The sequence below is a fragment of the Buttiauxella sp. genome (assembly GCF_035271705.1).
Lineage (GTDB): Bacteria > Pseudomonadota > Gammaproteobacteria > Enterobacterales > Enterobacteriaceae > Buttiauxella.
This window is the reverse complement of the sequence record NZ_DATERI010000159.1, coordinates 13,839-28,772: the sequence shown is the minus strand read 5'-3', so window position 1 is coordinate 28,772 and position 14,934 is coordinate 13,839. Positions and strand designations below refer to the sequence as shown.

The following is a 14,934-nucleotide window of genomic DNA, read 5'->3' as shown; positions in this document are numbered from 1 at the left end:
AATCCGGATCGTGCGTTCGATTTCGCCTGCTTGCCGAACGAAGGTGTTGGCCTGGCGCGTCTGGAGTTCATTATCAACCGTATGATTGGCGTGCATCCCAAAGCGTTGCTGGAGTTTGATCAGCAAACGCCGGAATTGCAGCAGCAGATTCGTCAAATGATGAAAGGCTTTGATGACCCGATTGAGTTCTACATCGGCCGTCTAACCGAAGGGATTGCGACGCTGGGTGCCGCATTTGCGCCGAAGCGCGTGATTGTTCGTCTTTCCGATTTCAAAACCAACGAATACGCCAACCTGGTGGGTGGCGAGCGTTATGAGCCGGAAGAAGAAAACCCAATGCTTGGTTTCCGTGGGGCGGGGCGTTATGTGTCCGACAGCTTCCGCGATTGCTTCGCACTGGAATGTGCCGCCATGAAACGCGTACGTAACGAGATGGGTCTGACCAACGTCGAAGTGATGGTGCCGTTTGTGCGTACCGTCGCGCAGGCTAAAGCCGTAGTTGAAGAACTGGAACGTCAGGGTCTGAAACGCGGTGAGAACGGGCTGAAAATCATCATGATGTGTGAGATCCCATCAAACGCCTTGCTGGCTGATGAGTTCTTGCAATATTTCGATGGTTTCTCCATCGGTTCAAACGACATGACCCAACTGGCGTTGGGACTGGACCGCGACTCAGGCGTCGTTTCCGAACTGTTTGACGAGCGCAACGACGCAGTGAAAGCACTGCTGTCGATGGCAATCAAAGCGGCTAAGAAGCAAGGTAAATACGTCGGTATCTGCGGACAAGGCCCGTCCGACCATGAAGATTTTGCGGTCTGGTTGATGGAAGAGGGGATTGATAGTCTTTCTCTGAACCCGGATACAGTAGTGCAAACCTGGTTGAGTCTGGCAGAAGCGAATAAATAACTATACCCGTCGTCCTTCAAGATGCAGGGGTGTTGGCTGCTCTCACTCACCCGACGAATTTGTCATTCGATTGCCGCCTACCTGCATCTTGAAGTGACTTGGGTATAGCTTTAATCGAAAAAGGCTCCTCATCGCAGAGGAGCCTTTTTTATTACGAGACTTTTGGCGTCATAACCCCAGTGACTTCACTTTCACTCTGGAATTTCCCTACACGCAAGTCGCTCACAATACTGTTCATTCTCTCTTCAGTTAATTTGTAATAACGAATCGAGATGGCTGTCATTAAGTAGAAAATAGCGGGCAGTACGGTAAACAGAATCAGTACGCCACGCACAGCCTCGGCTGATTGTTGCTCCACCCCGGCTTGATAACCAAACCATGCCAGACCCCACCCCGTTAATGCGCCACCGATTGCTACGCCCAACTTAATGATGAAGATATTTGCAGCGACATTCATTCCTGTAATGCGACGTTGGGTTTTCCATTCACCATAGTTATTCGCATCGGTAATCATTGACCATTGCAGTGGAGCATTAATACCCTGCAATATATTAAGGGCGATATGCACGATAAAAGCGGGCATCCAGTAATCAGTCGGTAACACTAAGAACAATAACCCGACCACCGCACTGAGCACGTTCACCCAAATCGAGGCGCGGATTTTACACATCCAGCCACCAAGATGTTTTGCAAACAAACTACCAAATACCGCAGCAACAGTCGTAGCAAGCATAAACATAGAAATAATGCCGCTGCCCTGATTAAGAATATATTGCACGAAATAAACGAGCAGACTGCCACGCACGACCACACCACACAACATTGCCAGGTTATAAACCGACAGAATACGCCACTGGTCGTTTTTTAATAACACGCGGACATCGCGCATGATGTTCAGGTTTTCTTCTTTAACCGGTGTAATACGTTCGCGGGTCGTCATGAAGCAGACCAGGAACATGAAGCAGCCAATCACCCCGAAGAGACCCATCGCCCACTGCATGCCTGCTGCTCTGTCACCCGGTGAAATAAAATCAGCCAACGGCAGAATCAATGCTGTACCCATCGCACCACCAATGGGAGCAATGGCAAAACGCCAGGATTGCAGTGACAGGTTTTCTTGCGGATCAGAAGTAATTGCAGCGCCTAATGAGCAATACGGAATATTAATCGCTGTGTACATTAGTGTCATGAAAATATAAGCGAGAACGGCGTAAACAATTTTACCCGTTTGGTCAAAGTCGGGAGTTGAATAAACCAGGACACAACTTACTGCAAAGGGAATACAGATGATCAGTAACCACGGACGGAAGCGTCCCCAACGACTTTTTGTTTGGTCAGCAATAGCCCCCATAATCGGATCGGTAATGGCATCAAGTACCCTAACCACTAAAAATAGAGTCCCCATCACTGCTGGGGGTAAACCATAAATATTGGTGTAGAAATAAGCCAGAATAGCTACGGAGGAATCAAACACGATGTGGCTTGCCGCATCACCTAGCCCAAAACCCAGTTTTTCTTTAATGGTAATTTTTTCAGTAAGCACCGACATACATTCACCTTTATTAAGAGTCGGAATATACCCCTCATACTTCAAGTCGCAGGGGTGTTGGTTGCACTCACAAACCCTGGTCACTTACTCAAGTAAGCTCCTGGAGATTTGCTCCCTTGCCGCCTACCTGCAACTCGAATTATTTGGGTATATATACCTCGCGGATAGCACTAGTTATATGTGGTGAATGTGATGAGGAGTATTGTAATTTTTCATTTGCGTTTTATGTTTCTTATCAACTGTGACGCAGTTATCTCTTATTCCCATTTTTTATACTGAAGGATCGTGTTAGCTAGAATATTTTTGAATCCCATCACACTTATGGCTAAAAACCAAAAAACATAAACTTGCTGGGTATTCTGACAATTGTTTGCGGCTTCATTTATCACTCATATTGATGGCTGAAAATTATCTCCGCGCACCCTCATGGGGATGGCCGAAATCAAAAAGGGAATACTATGTCTGCCATTTATCAGGACGCTTACCGCCCAATTAGTGAACGTGTTAGCGATCTGCTGTCGCGCATGACAGCGGAAGAAAAATTCGCACAAATGCATGCGTATTGGCTGATTTTATCCAGCGACGGTCAGCACCGTGAACGTACTGATTTAAGCGATGAGTTTGCCGGAGTAACCGAACAGGCAGTACTTACTGAGCGCCTTAAACTGGGTGTCGGGCAAATCACAAGGCCGTTAGGCACCCACATTGTGGAGGCAAAAGAAGGTGTACGTGCGGCCAATCGTTTACAGAAAACCCTGGTTGAAGAAACACGATTGGGTATTCCGGCAATGTTTCACGAAGAGTGTTTAGTCGGTTTGTTGTGCAAAGACGCCACACTTTTCCCTTCATCCCTAAACTATGGTTCCACCTGGGATCTGGATCTTATCGAACGGGTTGCAGCAGCTATTGGTGATGAAGCCCGCTCTACGGGCTGCCATCAAGGGCTTGCGCCGGTGCTGGATGTGTCACGTGATGTGCGCTGGGGACGAACCGAAGAGACATTTGGTGAAGACCCGTGGCTGGTGGGAATGATGGCCACGCATTATGTGAAAGGTCTGCAAGGCAAGAGCCGTGACCTGCTGGCGACACTGAAACACTATGTTGGGCACTCGTTTAGCGAAGGGGCGCGTAACCATGCGCCAGTCCATCTGGGCTTTTGCGAATTGAACGATACCTTCCTGCTGCCGTTCGAAATGGCGGTGAAACTGGCAAATGCCGGATCTGTCATGCCTGCCTACCACGACATTGATAATCAGCCAGGGCACTCAGATGAATTCTTACTCACTACCGTGTTGCGTGAACAATGGGGCTTTGATGGGCTGATTGTTGCTGATTACGGCGGTGTTAGCCTACTACATCAGCATCACGGTATTTCTCACGATGCGGCAGAATCGGCGGCGCTGGCCTTTAATGCCGGGCTGGATGTGGAACTGCCGAAAGATGACTGCGCGCGCCATCTGGCACAGGCTGTCGAGCGTGGTTTAATCACCATGGAAAAAGTTGATGAAATTGTCGCTCGCGTACTGAAAGAGAAATTTCGTCTGGGCCTGTTTGAACACCCTTATCGTGATGAAAACAGTGTCGCGCTGCAAAGCGAATCCAACATCAAGCTTGCGCGTGAAGTCGCAACGCGTTCTATCACCATGCTTGAGAATGACGGCACATTACCGCTCAAGGGGCAGCCGCGTGTCGCCGTTATTGGACCAACAGCTGACGACCCGCTGGCACTGCTCAGCGGTTATAGTTTCCCGGTGCATTTGATAATCAGCGATATGCTGGAGCAAACATCACAGGTGGTCACGCCCATGCAAGCCCTGCGTGAGCGACTAGGTCGCGAAAATATCCGTTATGCCAAAGGTTGCCACATCATCGAAAAACGTATGGCGGGTGCACCTGTTTTCCCCGGTGACAGCGGCGGTAAACCGATGCAGTCTTCACCCGTTTCTAACGACATTTCGTTGATTCCTGATGCAGTAAAAATTGCCCAACAAAGTGATGTTGTGGTGCTGTGCGTCGGGGATTTATCCGGCTTATTCCAGAGCGGTACCGTGGGCGAAGGTTCAGATACCGACAGCCTGTTACTGCCTGGCGTACAGCAGCAATTGCTGGATGAACTGATTGCAACAGGCAAACCCGTGGTGGTGGTGATGACGGGCGGCCGGCCTTATAACTTGGGCGGCCAGGAAGATAACGTGGCTGCACTGCTTATGGCCTGGGCACCAGGGCAGGAAGGTGGACATGCGATTGCCGATGTATTGACGGGGCGTGCAGAACCTGGCGGGCGGCTAGTGGTCTCCATCCCTAAAAGTGCGGGTGCCATGCCGTACTACTACAACCACAAACTGAAGAGCGGAGGGACACCCTTCGCGTTCCACTTTGGTTCCCGCTATCCGTTTGGTTATGGCAAAACCTGGACTGAGTTTGACTATAGTCCGCTGCAATTATCCAGTGATGTTGTGCCCAATGATAACGGGGTAGTGAATGTGAGCATGACTGTCAGCAACCGTGGCGCGGTGGCGGGGAGTGAAGTCGTGCAGCTTTATGTTCATGACAAAGTGGCGTCGATGGTGCGCCCAGTTCAGGAACTAAAAGCCTTCCAGCGCGTGCAACTTGAGCCGGGAGCAAGCGCGCGTCTCACCTTTAGTGTGCCGACCGATATGCTGAATTTCACCCGCCGCAATGGTGAACGCGTGGTGGAGCCAGGCGAGTTTGAGATTCGTATTGGCGCATCAAGTGGTGATATCAGAAGTTCGGGCGTTGTCAGCGTGACAGGCGAAACGAGGGTGATTACCGGTCAGTGGCGAATGGTGAGTCATTGTGAGGTTTTATCATCCCGAATTTAATGCGTGCACTAAATAATTCGAGTTAAAGCAAGGTGGCAAGTGAGCTCATCTCCAGGAGCTTACTTAAATAAGTGACTGGGGTGAGCGAGTGCAGTCAACGCCGCAGTAACTCGAAGTATAACGGGCAAACAATAGGCAAAAAAAGGCCCATCATTGAGATGGGCAAAGACTACACACAGCAATTCGTTGTTTCACTCAGGGGATTTCCATGCTTATAAATCAATGTGTTGATTCATAGCCTTGAAGTAATAGTAGGTACATCGCTGTGGAGCGTCTCTCGGATTCGTCTCAATAGTTAATGAAAAGTTAACGATTGAGATCACATAAATGTATTTTTTTAGAATCAATGGCTTGTATAGGAGATAAGAAGCGGGGGACAGCCCGGGATTGTTAATGATTGCGCTTGTGTTGCTCGCACGCGCAAGCAACACAAGGTTTTAGGGACTGTTATTCGTGTTCTTCCAGAATCTCAACCACTTCATTGGGGCTATTTTGCGGTGGTGGCGTTTCATGCATCCACACTGAAATGAGACGATACGATACCGCCAGCAGAACCGGCCCGATAAACAAGCCAATCATGCCAAAGGCAATCAAACCGCCAATGACGCCAGAAAGAATCAGGATCATCGGCAAGTCAGCACCCATACGAATCAGCACCGGACGAATAAAGTTGTCCATAGTACCGACCACGCAACTCCACACCAACAGCACGGTGCCCCATGTGTTATCACCCGTCCAGTACAGCCAGACTATTGACGGAATCAGCACCAGCAACGGACCAATTTGCACCAGACAACACAGCAGCATTAACACGGTTAATAGCGTGGCATTGGGGATCCCGGCAATTGCCAGCCCCACGCCGCCCATCACGGACTGAACCAGTGCGGTGACCACCACCCCCAGAGCCACAGCGCGGATCGCTTGCCCTGCCAGCAACACGGCCGCATCGCCACGGTTACCCGCCAGACGGAGCGCAAAATGGCGAATACCATTACCCAGCGCTTCGCCTTTTGCATACAACAACACACTAAACAGCAGCATCAGGCCGCAATGCATCAGGAAGCTACCAACATGTATCGCTTGCCCAAGGAACCAGGTTGTTGTGGTGCCTATATAAGGACGAATTTTTGCCATTATGGCGCTGCCACCACTGTCTACCAGCGTGTTCCAGCCAGAGTAAAGGCTGTCACCAATGAGTGGAATGCTAATTAGCCACTCAAATTTCGGGGGTTCCATATTGCCATTCGTTGCCCATTCGATAACAGGGCCGCTGTTATCCACCAGGCTGTTCACCAGCAGCGCCACGGGAATAACAAATAACATCAGTAGCAAAAGTGTCATCACCAGGACGGCGAGCGCGCGCTTTCCCCACAATACATTTTGTAATTTAAGCATCAACGGCCAAGTCGCCAGTACGATTGTCCCGGCCCAGGCGAAACCGAGCACAAACGGTCGGACAACCCATAAACAGGCGATTATCATCACCGAGATAAATAACACCGACAGCAAGATCTGTAGCAGATCCTTTGGCTGACTGACTTTAACCATAGATAAAATCACCTTAATAACAGATAACGGGCAACGTGCCTGCGTTAAAACCGCAAAGCGGTTGTAATAATGATGATGTATTTACTCGATTTTTAACAGGAGCAAAACAGGCAGGCATGTCCGAAAAAAATGTGTTAAAAACGAATACCCGTCATACTTCGAGCCGCAGGGGTGTTGGCTGCACTCACAAACTCCAGTCACTTACTCAAGTAAGCTCCTGGGGATTTGCGCCCTTGCCGCCTACCTGCAACTCGAATTATTTAGGGTATTAGGATGAATATTAGAATTAATATACGCAAACGATAACTCACAACCAATCTCCCAAATAATTAGAGCAGGGTCGACTTAGCAATGATCCCACAAATTTCTCAGGCACCAGGTGTTGTTCAATTGGTGCTCAATTTTTTGCAGGCACTGGAACAGCAAGGTTTTACCGGTGATACCGCAACCAGCTACGCTGACAGGCTCACGATGGCCACCGATAACAGCATTTATCAATTGCTGCCGGATGCGGTTTTATTCCCTCGTTCTACGGCCGACGTCGCTTTACTGACCCGACTTGCCTCAGAAGAACGCTTCAAAACATTGGTCTTTACACCGAGAGGTGGCGGTACTGGCACCAACGGCCAGTCACTGAATAAAGGCATCGTCGTCGACATGTCTCGCTACATGAATCGCATCATTGAAATCAATCCTGAACAGGGATGGGTGCGAGTCGAAGCGGGTGTGATAAAAGACCAGCTAAACCAATATCTCAAACCTTACGGCTATTTCTTTGCTCCGGAACTTTCTACCAGCAACCGCGCAACACTAGGCGGGATGATCAATACCGACGCGTCGGGGCAAGGCTCGCTGGTCTATGGGAAAACGTCCGATCATGTGATGGGTGTGCGTGCTGTTTTGCTCAGTGGCGATATCCTTGATACGCACCCGATGTCGACAATGCTTGCGCAAGACTTGGGGCGTGACGACAGCCCGAGCGGCAAAATTTATCGTACGGTACTTGAGCGTTGCCGTGAACAACGTCAGTTGATTATCGACAAATTCCCGAAACTAAACCGCTTCTTGACGGGTTACGATCTACGCCACGTTTATAACGACGATCTTTCGCAGTTCGACCTGACGCGCATTCTCTGCGGTTCAGAAGGCACACTGGCGTTTATCACCGAAGCCAAGCTGGACATTACGCGCCTGCCAAAAGTGCGTCGTCTGGTGAATATCAAATATGATTCGTTCGACTCCGCACTGCGCAACGCGCCATTCATGGTAGAAGCGAAAGCGCTGTCCGTCGAAACCATCGATTCCAAAGTCCTCAACCTGGCGCGGGAAGATATCGTCTGGCATTCAGTGAGTGAATTGATTACCGATGTGCCCGGTAAAGAGATGCTCGGCCTGAATATCGTTGAATTTGCAGGGGACGATCTGGAGTTAATCGAAGGCCAGGTCGCTTCGCTGTGTGAACGCCTCGACACGTTAATTGCCCAGCGCGAGGGCGGTGTCATCGGCTGGCAGGTTTGTACTGAACTGGCTGGCATTGAACGCATCTATAACATGCGTAAAAAAGCCGTTGGTCTGCTGGGTAATGCCAAAGGGCAGGCCAAGCCGATTCCGTTTGCGGAAGATACTTGTGTGCCGCCGCAGCATTTGGCCGATTACATCACGGAGTTCCGCGCATTACTCGATAGTCATAATCTGAGTTACGGGATGTTCGGCCACGTGGATGCTGGCGTTCTGCATGTGCGCCCGGCACTGGATATGACCGATCCGCATCAGGAAGTGCTAATGAAGAGCATTTCCGACGATGTGGTTGCACTCACCGCGAAATACGGCGGTTTGTTGTGGGGGGAACACGGCAAAGGTTTCCGCGCGGAATACAGCCCAGCCTTCTTTGGTGAAACGCTGTATGAAGAACTGCGCCGCATCAAAGCAGTTTTCGACCCGGATAACCGTCTCAACCCTGGAAAAATTTGTCCGCCTCTGGGTGTCGATGACCCGATGATGCAGGTTGACGCGGTGAAACGCGGCACCTTCGACAGACAAATCCCGATTGCAGTGCGTACTTCATGGCGTGGTGCAATGGAGTGTAACGGCAACGGCTTGTGCTTTAACTTTGATGTGAAAAGCCCAATGTGTCCGTCGATGAAAATCACCAGCAACCGCATTCATTCCCCGAAAGGCCGCGCCACGTTAACCCGTGAATGGCTACGTTTATTGGCCGATCGCGGTGTCGATCCTGATGCGCTGGAAAAGCAAATTCCGGAAAAACGCGCTAGTCTGCGCACACTTATCGAGCGCACGCGCAACTCCTGGCACGCTCGTAAAGGCGAGTACGATTTTTCCCACGAAGTGAAAGAGGCGATGTCAGGCTGCCTGGCATGTAAAGCGTGTTCCACGCAGTGCCCAATCAAAATCGACGTGCCGGAATTTCGCTCGCGCTTCTTACAGCTTTATCACACGCGCTACCTGCGACCGATGCGTGACCATCTGGTGGCAACCGTAGAAAGCTATGCGCCGCTCATGGCGCGTGCGCCTAAAACCTTCAACTTCTTTATGAACCAGCCATGGGTGCGCAATCTGTCTGCGAAACACATCGGCATGATTGATTTACCGCTGCTCTCCACGCCGACGCTTCAGCAGGAATTAGTCGGGCATGCTTGCGCCAATACCACGCTTGAGCAACTCGAACACTTCAGCGCAGAACAGCGAGCTAAGACCGTGCTGGTGGTTCAGGATCCGTTCACCAGTTATTACGATGCGCAAGTGGTGGCGGATTTTGTGCGTCTGGTGAGTAAATTAGGTTACAGCCCCGTCGTTCTGCCATTCTCACCCAATGGTAAAGCACAGCACATTAAAGGGTTCCTGCAAAAATTTGCCCGCACCGCACGTAAAACCTCAGACTTCCTCAATCGCATTGCGAAATTAGGCATGCCGATGGTGGGTGTCGACCCCGCGTTGGTGCTTTGTTATCGCGACGAATATAAGCAAACCCTGGGTGAGGCTCGCGGGGGTTTCCACGTTCAACTGGTTCACGAATGGTTGCCAGCGGTGCTTGCCAATCGTGAAACCACTGCGGTGGGCGGCGAGGCGTGGTATCTGTTCGGCCACTGTACTGAAGTGACGGCCTTGCCGACGTCGCCAAATCAGTGGGAGGCCATTTTTGCGCGTCTGGGGGCGAAACTCGAAAACGTCAGTGTCGGTTGTTGCGGAATGGCAGGAACCTACGGGCATGAAGTGAAAAACCATGCGAACTCACTGGGGATTTACGAGCTTTCGTGGCATCAGGCGATGCAGCGTCTACCGCGTCAGCGCTGCCTGGCAACAGGCTATTCCTGCCGCAGCCAGGTTAAACGTGTAGAAGGCAACGGTGTGCGCCATCCGCTACAGGCATTACTGGAGATTCTGGGATGATCTGGCGTCGTGAAGTGAACCTTGCCGCGCTCAATAAAATGGGTGAGGGCAATATGGTGGAGCATGTGGGAATTGTGTTTACCCACGTTAGCGATAATGCGTTGGAGGCCACCATGCCCGTCGACAACCGCACTCGCCAGCCATTTGGTTTGCTGCACGGTGGCGCGTCGGTGGTGCTGGCAGAAACGCTCGGTTCCGTTGCCGGGTATTTATGTACTGAAGGTGAGCAAAAAATTGTTGGGCTTGAAGTCAACGCTAACCATTTACGCTCCGCGCGTGAAGGTATTGTGCGTGGCGTGTGTACGGCGGTCCACGTTGGCCGCCGCCACCAGGTCTGGCAAATTGAAATCAGCGACGAGCAAGGGCGGCTTTGCTGTACCTCAAGGCTGACGACGGCTGTGGTCTGATTCTGTTATCAATCGTTAATTTCGCGATTGAGTTTATGCATCGTAAAGCCATTGAGTATTTCATTCATCAATGGCTTACCTGGCAGTTATGCCACCTGTATTGTCGATCGCAAGAAACGCGGCTTTTTCAAATCATCCACCAGCGTATTCATCAGCCTCATCAATAATCCACTCAGCACCTGCGTTGTTGCCAATGGCAACGTGTGGCAAAGCAATATCCTCGTAATTGCCTGGCTGTAATCACATAAATCATCGGAATCCGCAAAGATTACAGGTTCTGGGAATTCAGACGGATCGTTTACCGATAATTGCTCGATACGTTCAGCAGATAATGGTTTATCCAGATTCTCTTTTATTGCTTCAATATGTGCATATACGTAATTGCACAGTGCTGCACATTCGGCTGGGTTTTCGCTATCAATTAATATATCGGTGAGTAATTCACAGCGTTCAGCAAGATCGATGATGTCGAGGTTTTTGGTATTAATGATTACCTGATGAGGGAAAAGCGGATTCATAGTCATTGTGTTGGTTTCCAATTAAGGATTTCAAAACCACCACAGGAAACGCCAAGTTCGCTGGTGGTGGACTGGACGGGGTTGGCGTACCGACAATGACTAAAGCGGCGCATCTTACGATGCCCCCAACCAGCCCACCATAATTCGAGCAAGCCGCTGAGTATAACGCAGTAATTGTGCAGGACGCCAATCCTGGCACCTGATTTCGCAGGTGCGTGGGCATATTATTGCTTTAACAACTCATCTGAAAGCGTGTGATTCAGATACTGGAAAGCCACTCGCAAACAATTTCCCTAACTTGCATAAAGTGAAAAATCACGCTTTAAAATGAATGGATGTATTTCTCATAATAAATTTCATGAATAATTCGAGCCTTTAAATGATTGCTGTTGCTAAAGCGCCAGCAGCACATTAATCAGCGCCGGATTATGCTCGAGCATCAACAATATTTTTAGCGATGACCCGGATGGGATGCGGCGCTTTTGCTCCCAACTTTGCACAAGCGAAGGGCTAACCCCAACTGCCTGAGCAAACTCTTCCTGCTTTAGTCCGGCAGCTTCACGAATTTCTTTTACGCTCGGTAGCGCATAACGGTGAACGCGAGCGGGTTGCATTTCACCTTTCTCAATAGCAACCATCTCTTCCATGCTTTGCACAAGTTCGTTAAAAAGTTCTTTATCCATAATTCAATCCCCAATTTTTGGATTTGCTGATATGACACTGTGTTATCTAGTTGTTCAGTCCATTTTTTAAGAAATGCTTTTTCGCATTCATTCAGATCATCTTTCACATTTTTTGCATAGAGCGTGAGGAGGTAAATTTTGCCGCTGCGTGTGACGGTGTAATAGATGACTCTCACACCCGCTCGTTTACCAATACCCGGTCGACACCACCTCAGTTTTTTACACCCGCCGGTATTTCTGATGATGTTGCCGTCGAAGTGGCGGCAGAGCAGATATTCCTGCAGTTCGCGATAAGTGTCGTCATCTAACAAGCGTTCACGCTTGCGAAAGAAAGTAGGTGTTTCGATAAATTCGAAATATTCCATTTTCTGACCTTTTCCTTGTAGTGGATAGTATGCGTACTCCGTACGAATTCCAAGTCATTTTTCGTACTTTGTACGACCAGTGCAAATGAGTATTGAATTTTATTGTGGCCGGACAAAGGCGACTTTAGTGTCATCCGCCAGGCGCAAACACTTTACTTTTGGGATACTGGAAAGTGCCTCGCAAAATATTTTTCTAAGCAAATTGAGTAATCTGTTAAGGTCATACGGCGGTCATAAAACATAAGGAAATCCAATGCGTCAGAGAGTTATCGTTTGCCCAATTATTGAAAATAATGGCGAAGTACTGCTGTGTAAGATGGCGGACGATCGCGGTGTTTTTCCCGGTCTTTGGGCGTTATCCGGCGGCGGAATGGAGCCGGGTGAACAAATGGAACAAGCCTTGCTGCGTGAGATCGCAGAAGAGTTGGGCACTGAACTACAGATAACCAGCGTTAAACCCTGGACCTTTGCTGACGATGTGCGGGTGAAAACCTATGCAGACGGGTCGAAAGAAGAAATCTATATGATTTATCTGTTGTTTGACTGCATCAGCGCCAACCGGCAGGTGACTTTTAATGAAGAGTTTCAAGACGTCGCCTGGGTTAAACATGCTGAACTCGGCAACTATGATTTGAACGAAGCGACCCGAATCACCTTTAATAAGAAAGGGTGGGTGTGATCCCCGCTTAACACTTTCCGAATTAAGGAACGCGATGCTCAAAGCTCTCATTTGGCTGATTCTCACTGCACTGTCTGGCGGTGGTGTGGTTATTTACGCGCTCCACCAGCAATATGAGGAACAAAGCACGGAGTTCCGTATTTTGTATCGTGATATCACGGTAAAGCTTGCACAAAACGATGTGATTCTGGCGTTACTTTCGAACAGCAGCGACCCTGCCGTGGTGCAGCAAAAGTTCCCCTATATTCTGCGCTGGCAAACCAAGCCACATGAGCCGCCGCGCCCGGATATCAACCCTGCGCGTGCCGGTACTTACTGGATAAATTCACCGCAAGGTTCTTTGCTAATTGATTTACCCACCTTGCTGGCTGACTTCGTGCGGACGCAGAAATTCCGCCACTTTAGCCTGAGCTGGCAAGGAACGCCGCTTCTGACGCAGGGACAACCCGGGGATAAAGAGTGGTGGCGCTGGGAGAAAAACATTCCCAGCCCGTCGCAGCCGTTAAATTTGGCGGTGACCAATAACCCTGACTGGCGAACGCTGCCCTGGTTTTTAATTATCCTGTCGGGTCTATTCTGGGCGGTTGCCATCTATTTTTATAATCAGTACCAGGTAACAAAACGCCAGCGCAATATCGCCGATTTACGCGCCCATTTTTCAGAACTGGCGCGCTTGAATACGATGGGGGAGATTGCTGCGGGGATGGTTCATGAGCTTAATCAGCCACTCACCGCCATCCTCAGTTACTCACAAACCGCGCAACGTCTGATTAAACAGCAACAAGCGCAAAAGGCGGAGCCGTTGCTGGATGCGGCAGTGGTGCAAACCAAGCGCATTAGCAGTTTGCTGTTAGCATTTCGCGAAAAACTACACAGTGATGAACAGCCATTGCAGCCGGTGGGTTTACGTCAGGTTTGGGCAAGAGTCGTGATGTTGCTGGGCAATGAAATCGATCGTGGCAAAATCAGTATCATCAATAAAATCCCTGAGTCTTTGCCTTCGCTGATGGCTTCCCCATTGGTTATTGAGCAGATATTCCATAATCTACTCAATAACGCCATTCAGGCGCAGCAGCAAACAGATAAAGCGTGGGTCGCAATTAGCGCCAGCCAAACCGCGAGCCATATCATTTTGACCGTCACAGACGGCGGACCAGGACTGAGTGAACAGGCATTACAACAGGTATTTATGCCATTCTTTACAACCAAAAAAGAGGGGCTGGGTCTTGGTATGGCGCTGACCGAAACGCTGGTTCAGCGCTATAACGGCAGTATTCAGGCGGAAAATAGTTCCACGGGTGGGGCGTGCTTTACGCTGATATTTCCCCTTATTAAACCGGAGGCATGATGGCGCAACGCATCTTTCTCATTGATGACGATGAAGCGATACGCTTTTCGTTAACTGCGCTTCTCGCGACCATGGGCTGGGAAACACAAGCCTATGATAGTGTGCAAAACTTTCAGGATGTTGAGTCTGATCTAACTCGTCTCAACGGTTGCTTGCTGCTGGATATTCGGATGCCGGGAAAGTCCGGCATTACGCTACTCGAGAACTGGGAACAAATGGGTAGCACCTTGCCCGTCATTATGATGACGGGTCACGGCAGCATCGATTTGTGCCGTCGCGCATTTAAAAACGGTGCGTTTGAATTTCTCACCAAACCCATTGATGCGGATTTGCTGATTGAGACCGTAGGGGCGGCACTTGAACAACAAAAGCTGAACCAGCAGCAACGTGAAAGTCAGGCAGATTTGCAGGCGAAATTGGCCACACTGACACTCCGGGAGCAGGAAGTGATGGCGCTTATCATGTTAGGCAAGTCGAACAAAGAGATGGCACGAGATCTCTCGTTATCTCCACGGACCGTCGAAGCCCATCGCGCCAGTTTGTTTGCGCGTCTTGAAATTAACTCGTTGGCGAAGCTGATAAAAATCTACGGTGGTCTGAAAGATACCAGGTAAAATTACCTGGTTTGCTAGGTATTCGCCCGAATGGTTTTGCTTACTACGCCTGGTTACCTTAACTCT

At 49.7% G+C, this 14,934-nt stretch carries 11 protein-coding genes and 1 other RNA gene; 7 read left to right on the top strand and 5 right to left on the bottom strand.

The window, feature by feature from the left end:
- Positions 1-906, top strand: a 906-nt coding sequence (locus VJY99_RS14580; protein ID WP_324119698.1) for a putative PEP-binding protein, incomplete at its 5' end; no start/stop codon positions are given.
- Between the two features lie 151 nt (positions 907-1,057).
- Here VJY99_RS14580 and VJY99_RS14575 read toward each other — a convergent pair.
- Complete coding sequence (locus tag VJY99_RS14575) at positions 1,058-2,455, bottom strand: glycoside-pentoside-hexuronide (GPH):cation symporter (protein ID WP_324119695.1); 1,398 nt, start codon at positions 2,453-2,455, stop codon at positions 1,058-1,060.
- A 458-nt stretch (positions 2,456-2,913) separates the two neighbouring features.
- Here VJY99_RS14575 and VJY99_RS14570 point away from each other — a divergent pair, with 458 nt between their 5' ends.
- Positions 2,914-5,298 (top strand): glycoside hydrolase family 3 N-terminal domain-containing protein, encoded by a 2,385-nt coding sequence (locus tag VJY99_RS14570; RefSeq protein WP_324119693.1) that lies wholly within the window; start codon positions 2,914-2,916, stop codon positions 5,296-5,298.
- Between the two features lie 135 nt (positions 5,299-5,433).
- Here VJY99_RS14570 and rprA read toward each other — a convergent pair.
- Both rprA and ydiK read right to left on the bottom strand, forming a co-directional pair.
- An RNA gene (gene rprA / locus VJY99_RS14565) (antisense sRNA RprA) lies at positions 5,434-5,540 on the bottom strand.
- 205 nt (positions 5,541-5,745) lie between these two features.
- On the bottom strand, positions 5,746-6,846 hold the full coding sequence (gene ydiK, locus VJY99_RS14560; RefSeq protein WP_324119691.1) for an AI-2E family transporter YdiK: 1,101 nt from the start codon (positions 6,844-6,846) through the stop codon (positions 5,746-5,748).
- A gap of 351 nt (positions 6,847-7,197) precedes the next feature.
- Between ydiK and ydiJ the strand changes: the two genes are divergently transcribed.
- Together ydiJ and menI are read left to right on the top strand one after the other, a co-directional pair.
- The gene (gene ydiJ, locus VJY99_RS14555; RefSeq protein WP_324119689.1) at positions 7,198-10,254 is read left to right on the top strand and encodes a D-2-hydroxyglutarate dehydrogenase YdiJ; all 3,057 of its coding nucleotides are present in this window, start codon (positions 7,198-7,200) and stop codon (positions 10,252-10,254) included.
- Positions 10,251-10,661: a 1,4-dihydroxy-2-naphthoyl-CoA hydrolase gene (gene menI, locus VJY99_RS14550; protein ID WP_324119687.1), complete on the top strand. Its 411-nt coding sequence runs from the start codon at positions 10,251-10,253 to the stop codon at positions 10,659-10,661. The genes ydiJ and menI overlap by 4 nt, the downstream gene beginning before the upstream one ends.
- An 86-nt stretch (positions 10,662-10,747) precedes the next feature.
- On the opposite strand, the gene VJY99_RS14545 is transcribed toward menI, so the two are convergent.
- Together VJY99_RS14545 and nadS are read right to left on the bottom strand one after the other, a co-directional pair.
- Positions 10,748-11,185, bottom strand: coding sequence for a hypothetical protein (locus tag VJY99_RS14545; RefSeq protein ID WP_324119685.1), 438 nt, complete (start codon positions 11,183-11,185; stop codon positions 10,748-10,750).
- Between the two features lie 386 nt (positions 11,186-11,571).
- The gene (nadS, locus tag VJY99_RS14540; protein WP_324119683.1) at positions 11,572-11,862 is read right to left on the bottom strand and encodes a NadS family protein; all 291 of its coding nucleotides are present in this window, start codon (positions 11,860-11,862) and stop codon (positions 11,572-11,574) included.
- A gap of 618 nt (positions 11,863-12,480) precedes the next feature.
- Between nadS and nudI the strand changes: the two genes are divergently transcribed.
- Genes nudI through VJY99_RS14520 form a run of 3 tightly spaced genes read left to right on the top strand, consistent with a single transcriptional unit; the run spans position 12,481 to position 14,868 of the window.
- Positions 12,481-12,906, top strand: a complete 426-nt coding sequence (gene nudI, locus VJY99_RS14530; protein WP_324119679.1) for a nucleoside triphosphatase NudI — start codon at positions 12,481-12,483, stop codon at positions 12,904-12,906.
- 34 nt (positions 12,907-12,940) lie between these two features.
- Positions 12,941-14,254, top strand: coding sequence for a sensor histidine kinase (locus VJY99_RS14525; RefSeq protein ID WP_324119677.1), 1,314 nt, complete (start codon positions 12,941-12,943; stop codon positions 14,252-14,254).
- Positions 14,254-14,868: a response regulator transcription factor gene (locus VJY99_RS14520; protein ID WP_324119676.1), complete on the top strand. Its 615-nt coding sequence runs from the start codon at positions 14,254-14,256 to the stop codon at positions 14,866-14,868. The genes VJY99_RS14525 and VJY99_RS14520 overlap by 1 nt, the downstream gene beginning before the upstream one ends.
- Positions 14,869-14,934: the final 66 nt, after the last annotated feature.

Bases quoted from the DNA above. Each gene is read 5' to 3' on its own strand.
- VJY99_RS14575 (WP_324119695.1), bottom strand. From the start codon at position 2,455: ATGTCGGTGCTTACTGAAAAAATTACCATTAAAGAAAAACTGGGTTTT.
- VJY99_RS14570 (WP_324119693.1), top strand. From the start codon at position 2,914: ATGTCTGCCATTTATCAGGACGCTTACCGCCCAATTAGTGAACGTGTT.
- ydiK (WP_324119691.1), bottom strand. From the start codon at position 6,846: ATGGTTAAAGTCAGTCAGCCAAAGGATCTGCTACAGATCTTGCTGTCG.
- ydiJ (WP_324119689.1), top strand. From the start codon at position 7,198: ATGATCCCACAAATTTCTCAGGCACCAGGTGTTGTTCAATTGGTGCTC.
- menI (WP_324119687.1), top strand. From the start codon at position 10,251: ATGATCTGGCGTCGTGAAGTGAACCTTGCCGCGCTCAATAAAATGGGT.
- VJY99_RS14545 (WP_324119685.1), bottom strand. From the start codon at position 11,185: ATGACTATGAATCCGCTTTTCCCTCATCAGGTAATCATTAATACCAAA.
- nadS (WP_324119683.1), bottom strand. From the start codon at position 11,862: ATGGATAAAGAACTTTTTAACGAACTTGTGCAAAGCATGGAAGAGATG.
- nudI (WP_324119679.1), top strand. From the start codon at position 12,481: ATGCGTCAGAGAGTTATCGTTTGCCCAATTATTGAAAATAATGGCGAA.
- VJY99_RS14525 (WP_324119677.1), top strand. From the start codon at position 12,941: ATGCTCAAAGCTCTCATTTGGCTGATTCTCACTGCACTGTCTGGCGGT.
- VJY99_RS14520 (WP_324119676.1), top strand. From the start codon at position 14,254: ATGGCGCAACGCATCTTTCTCATTGATGACGATGAAGCGATACGCTTT.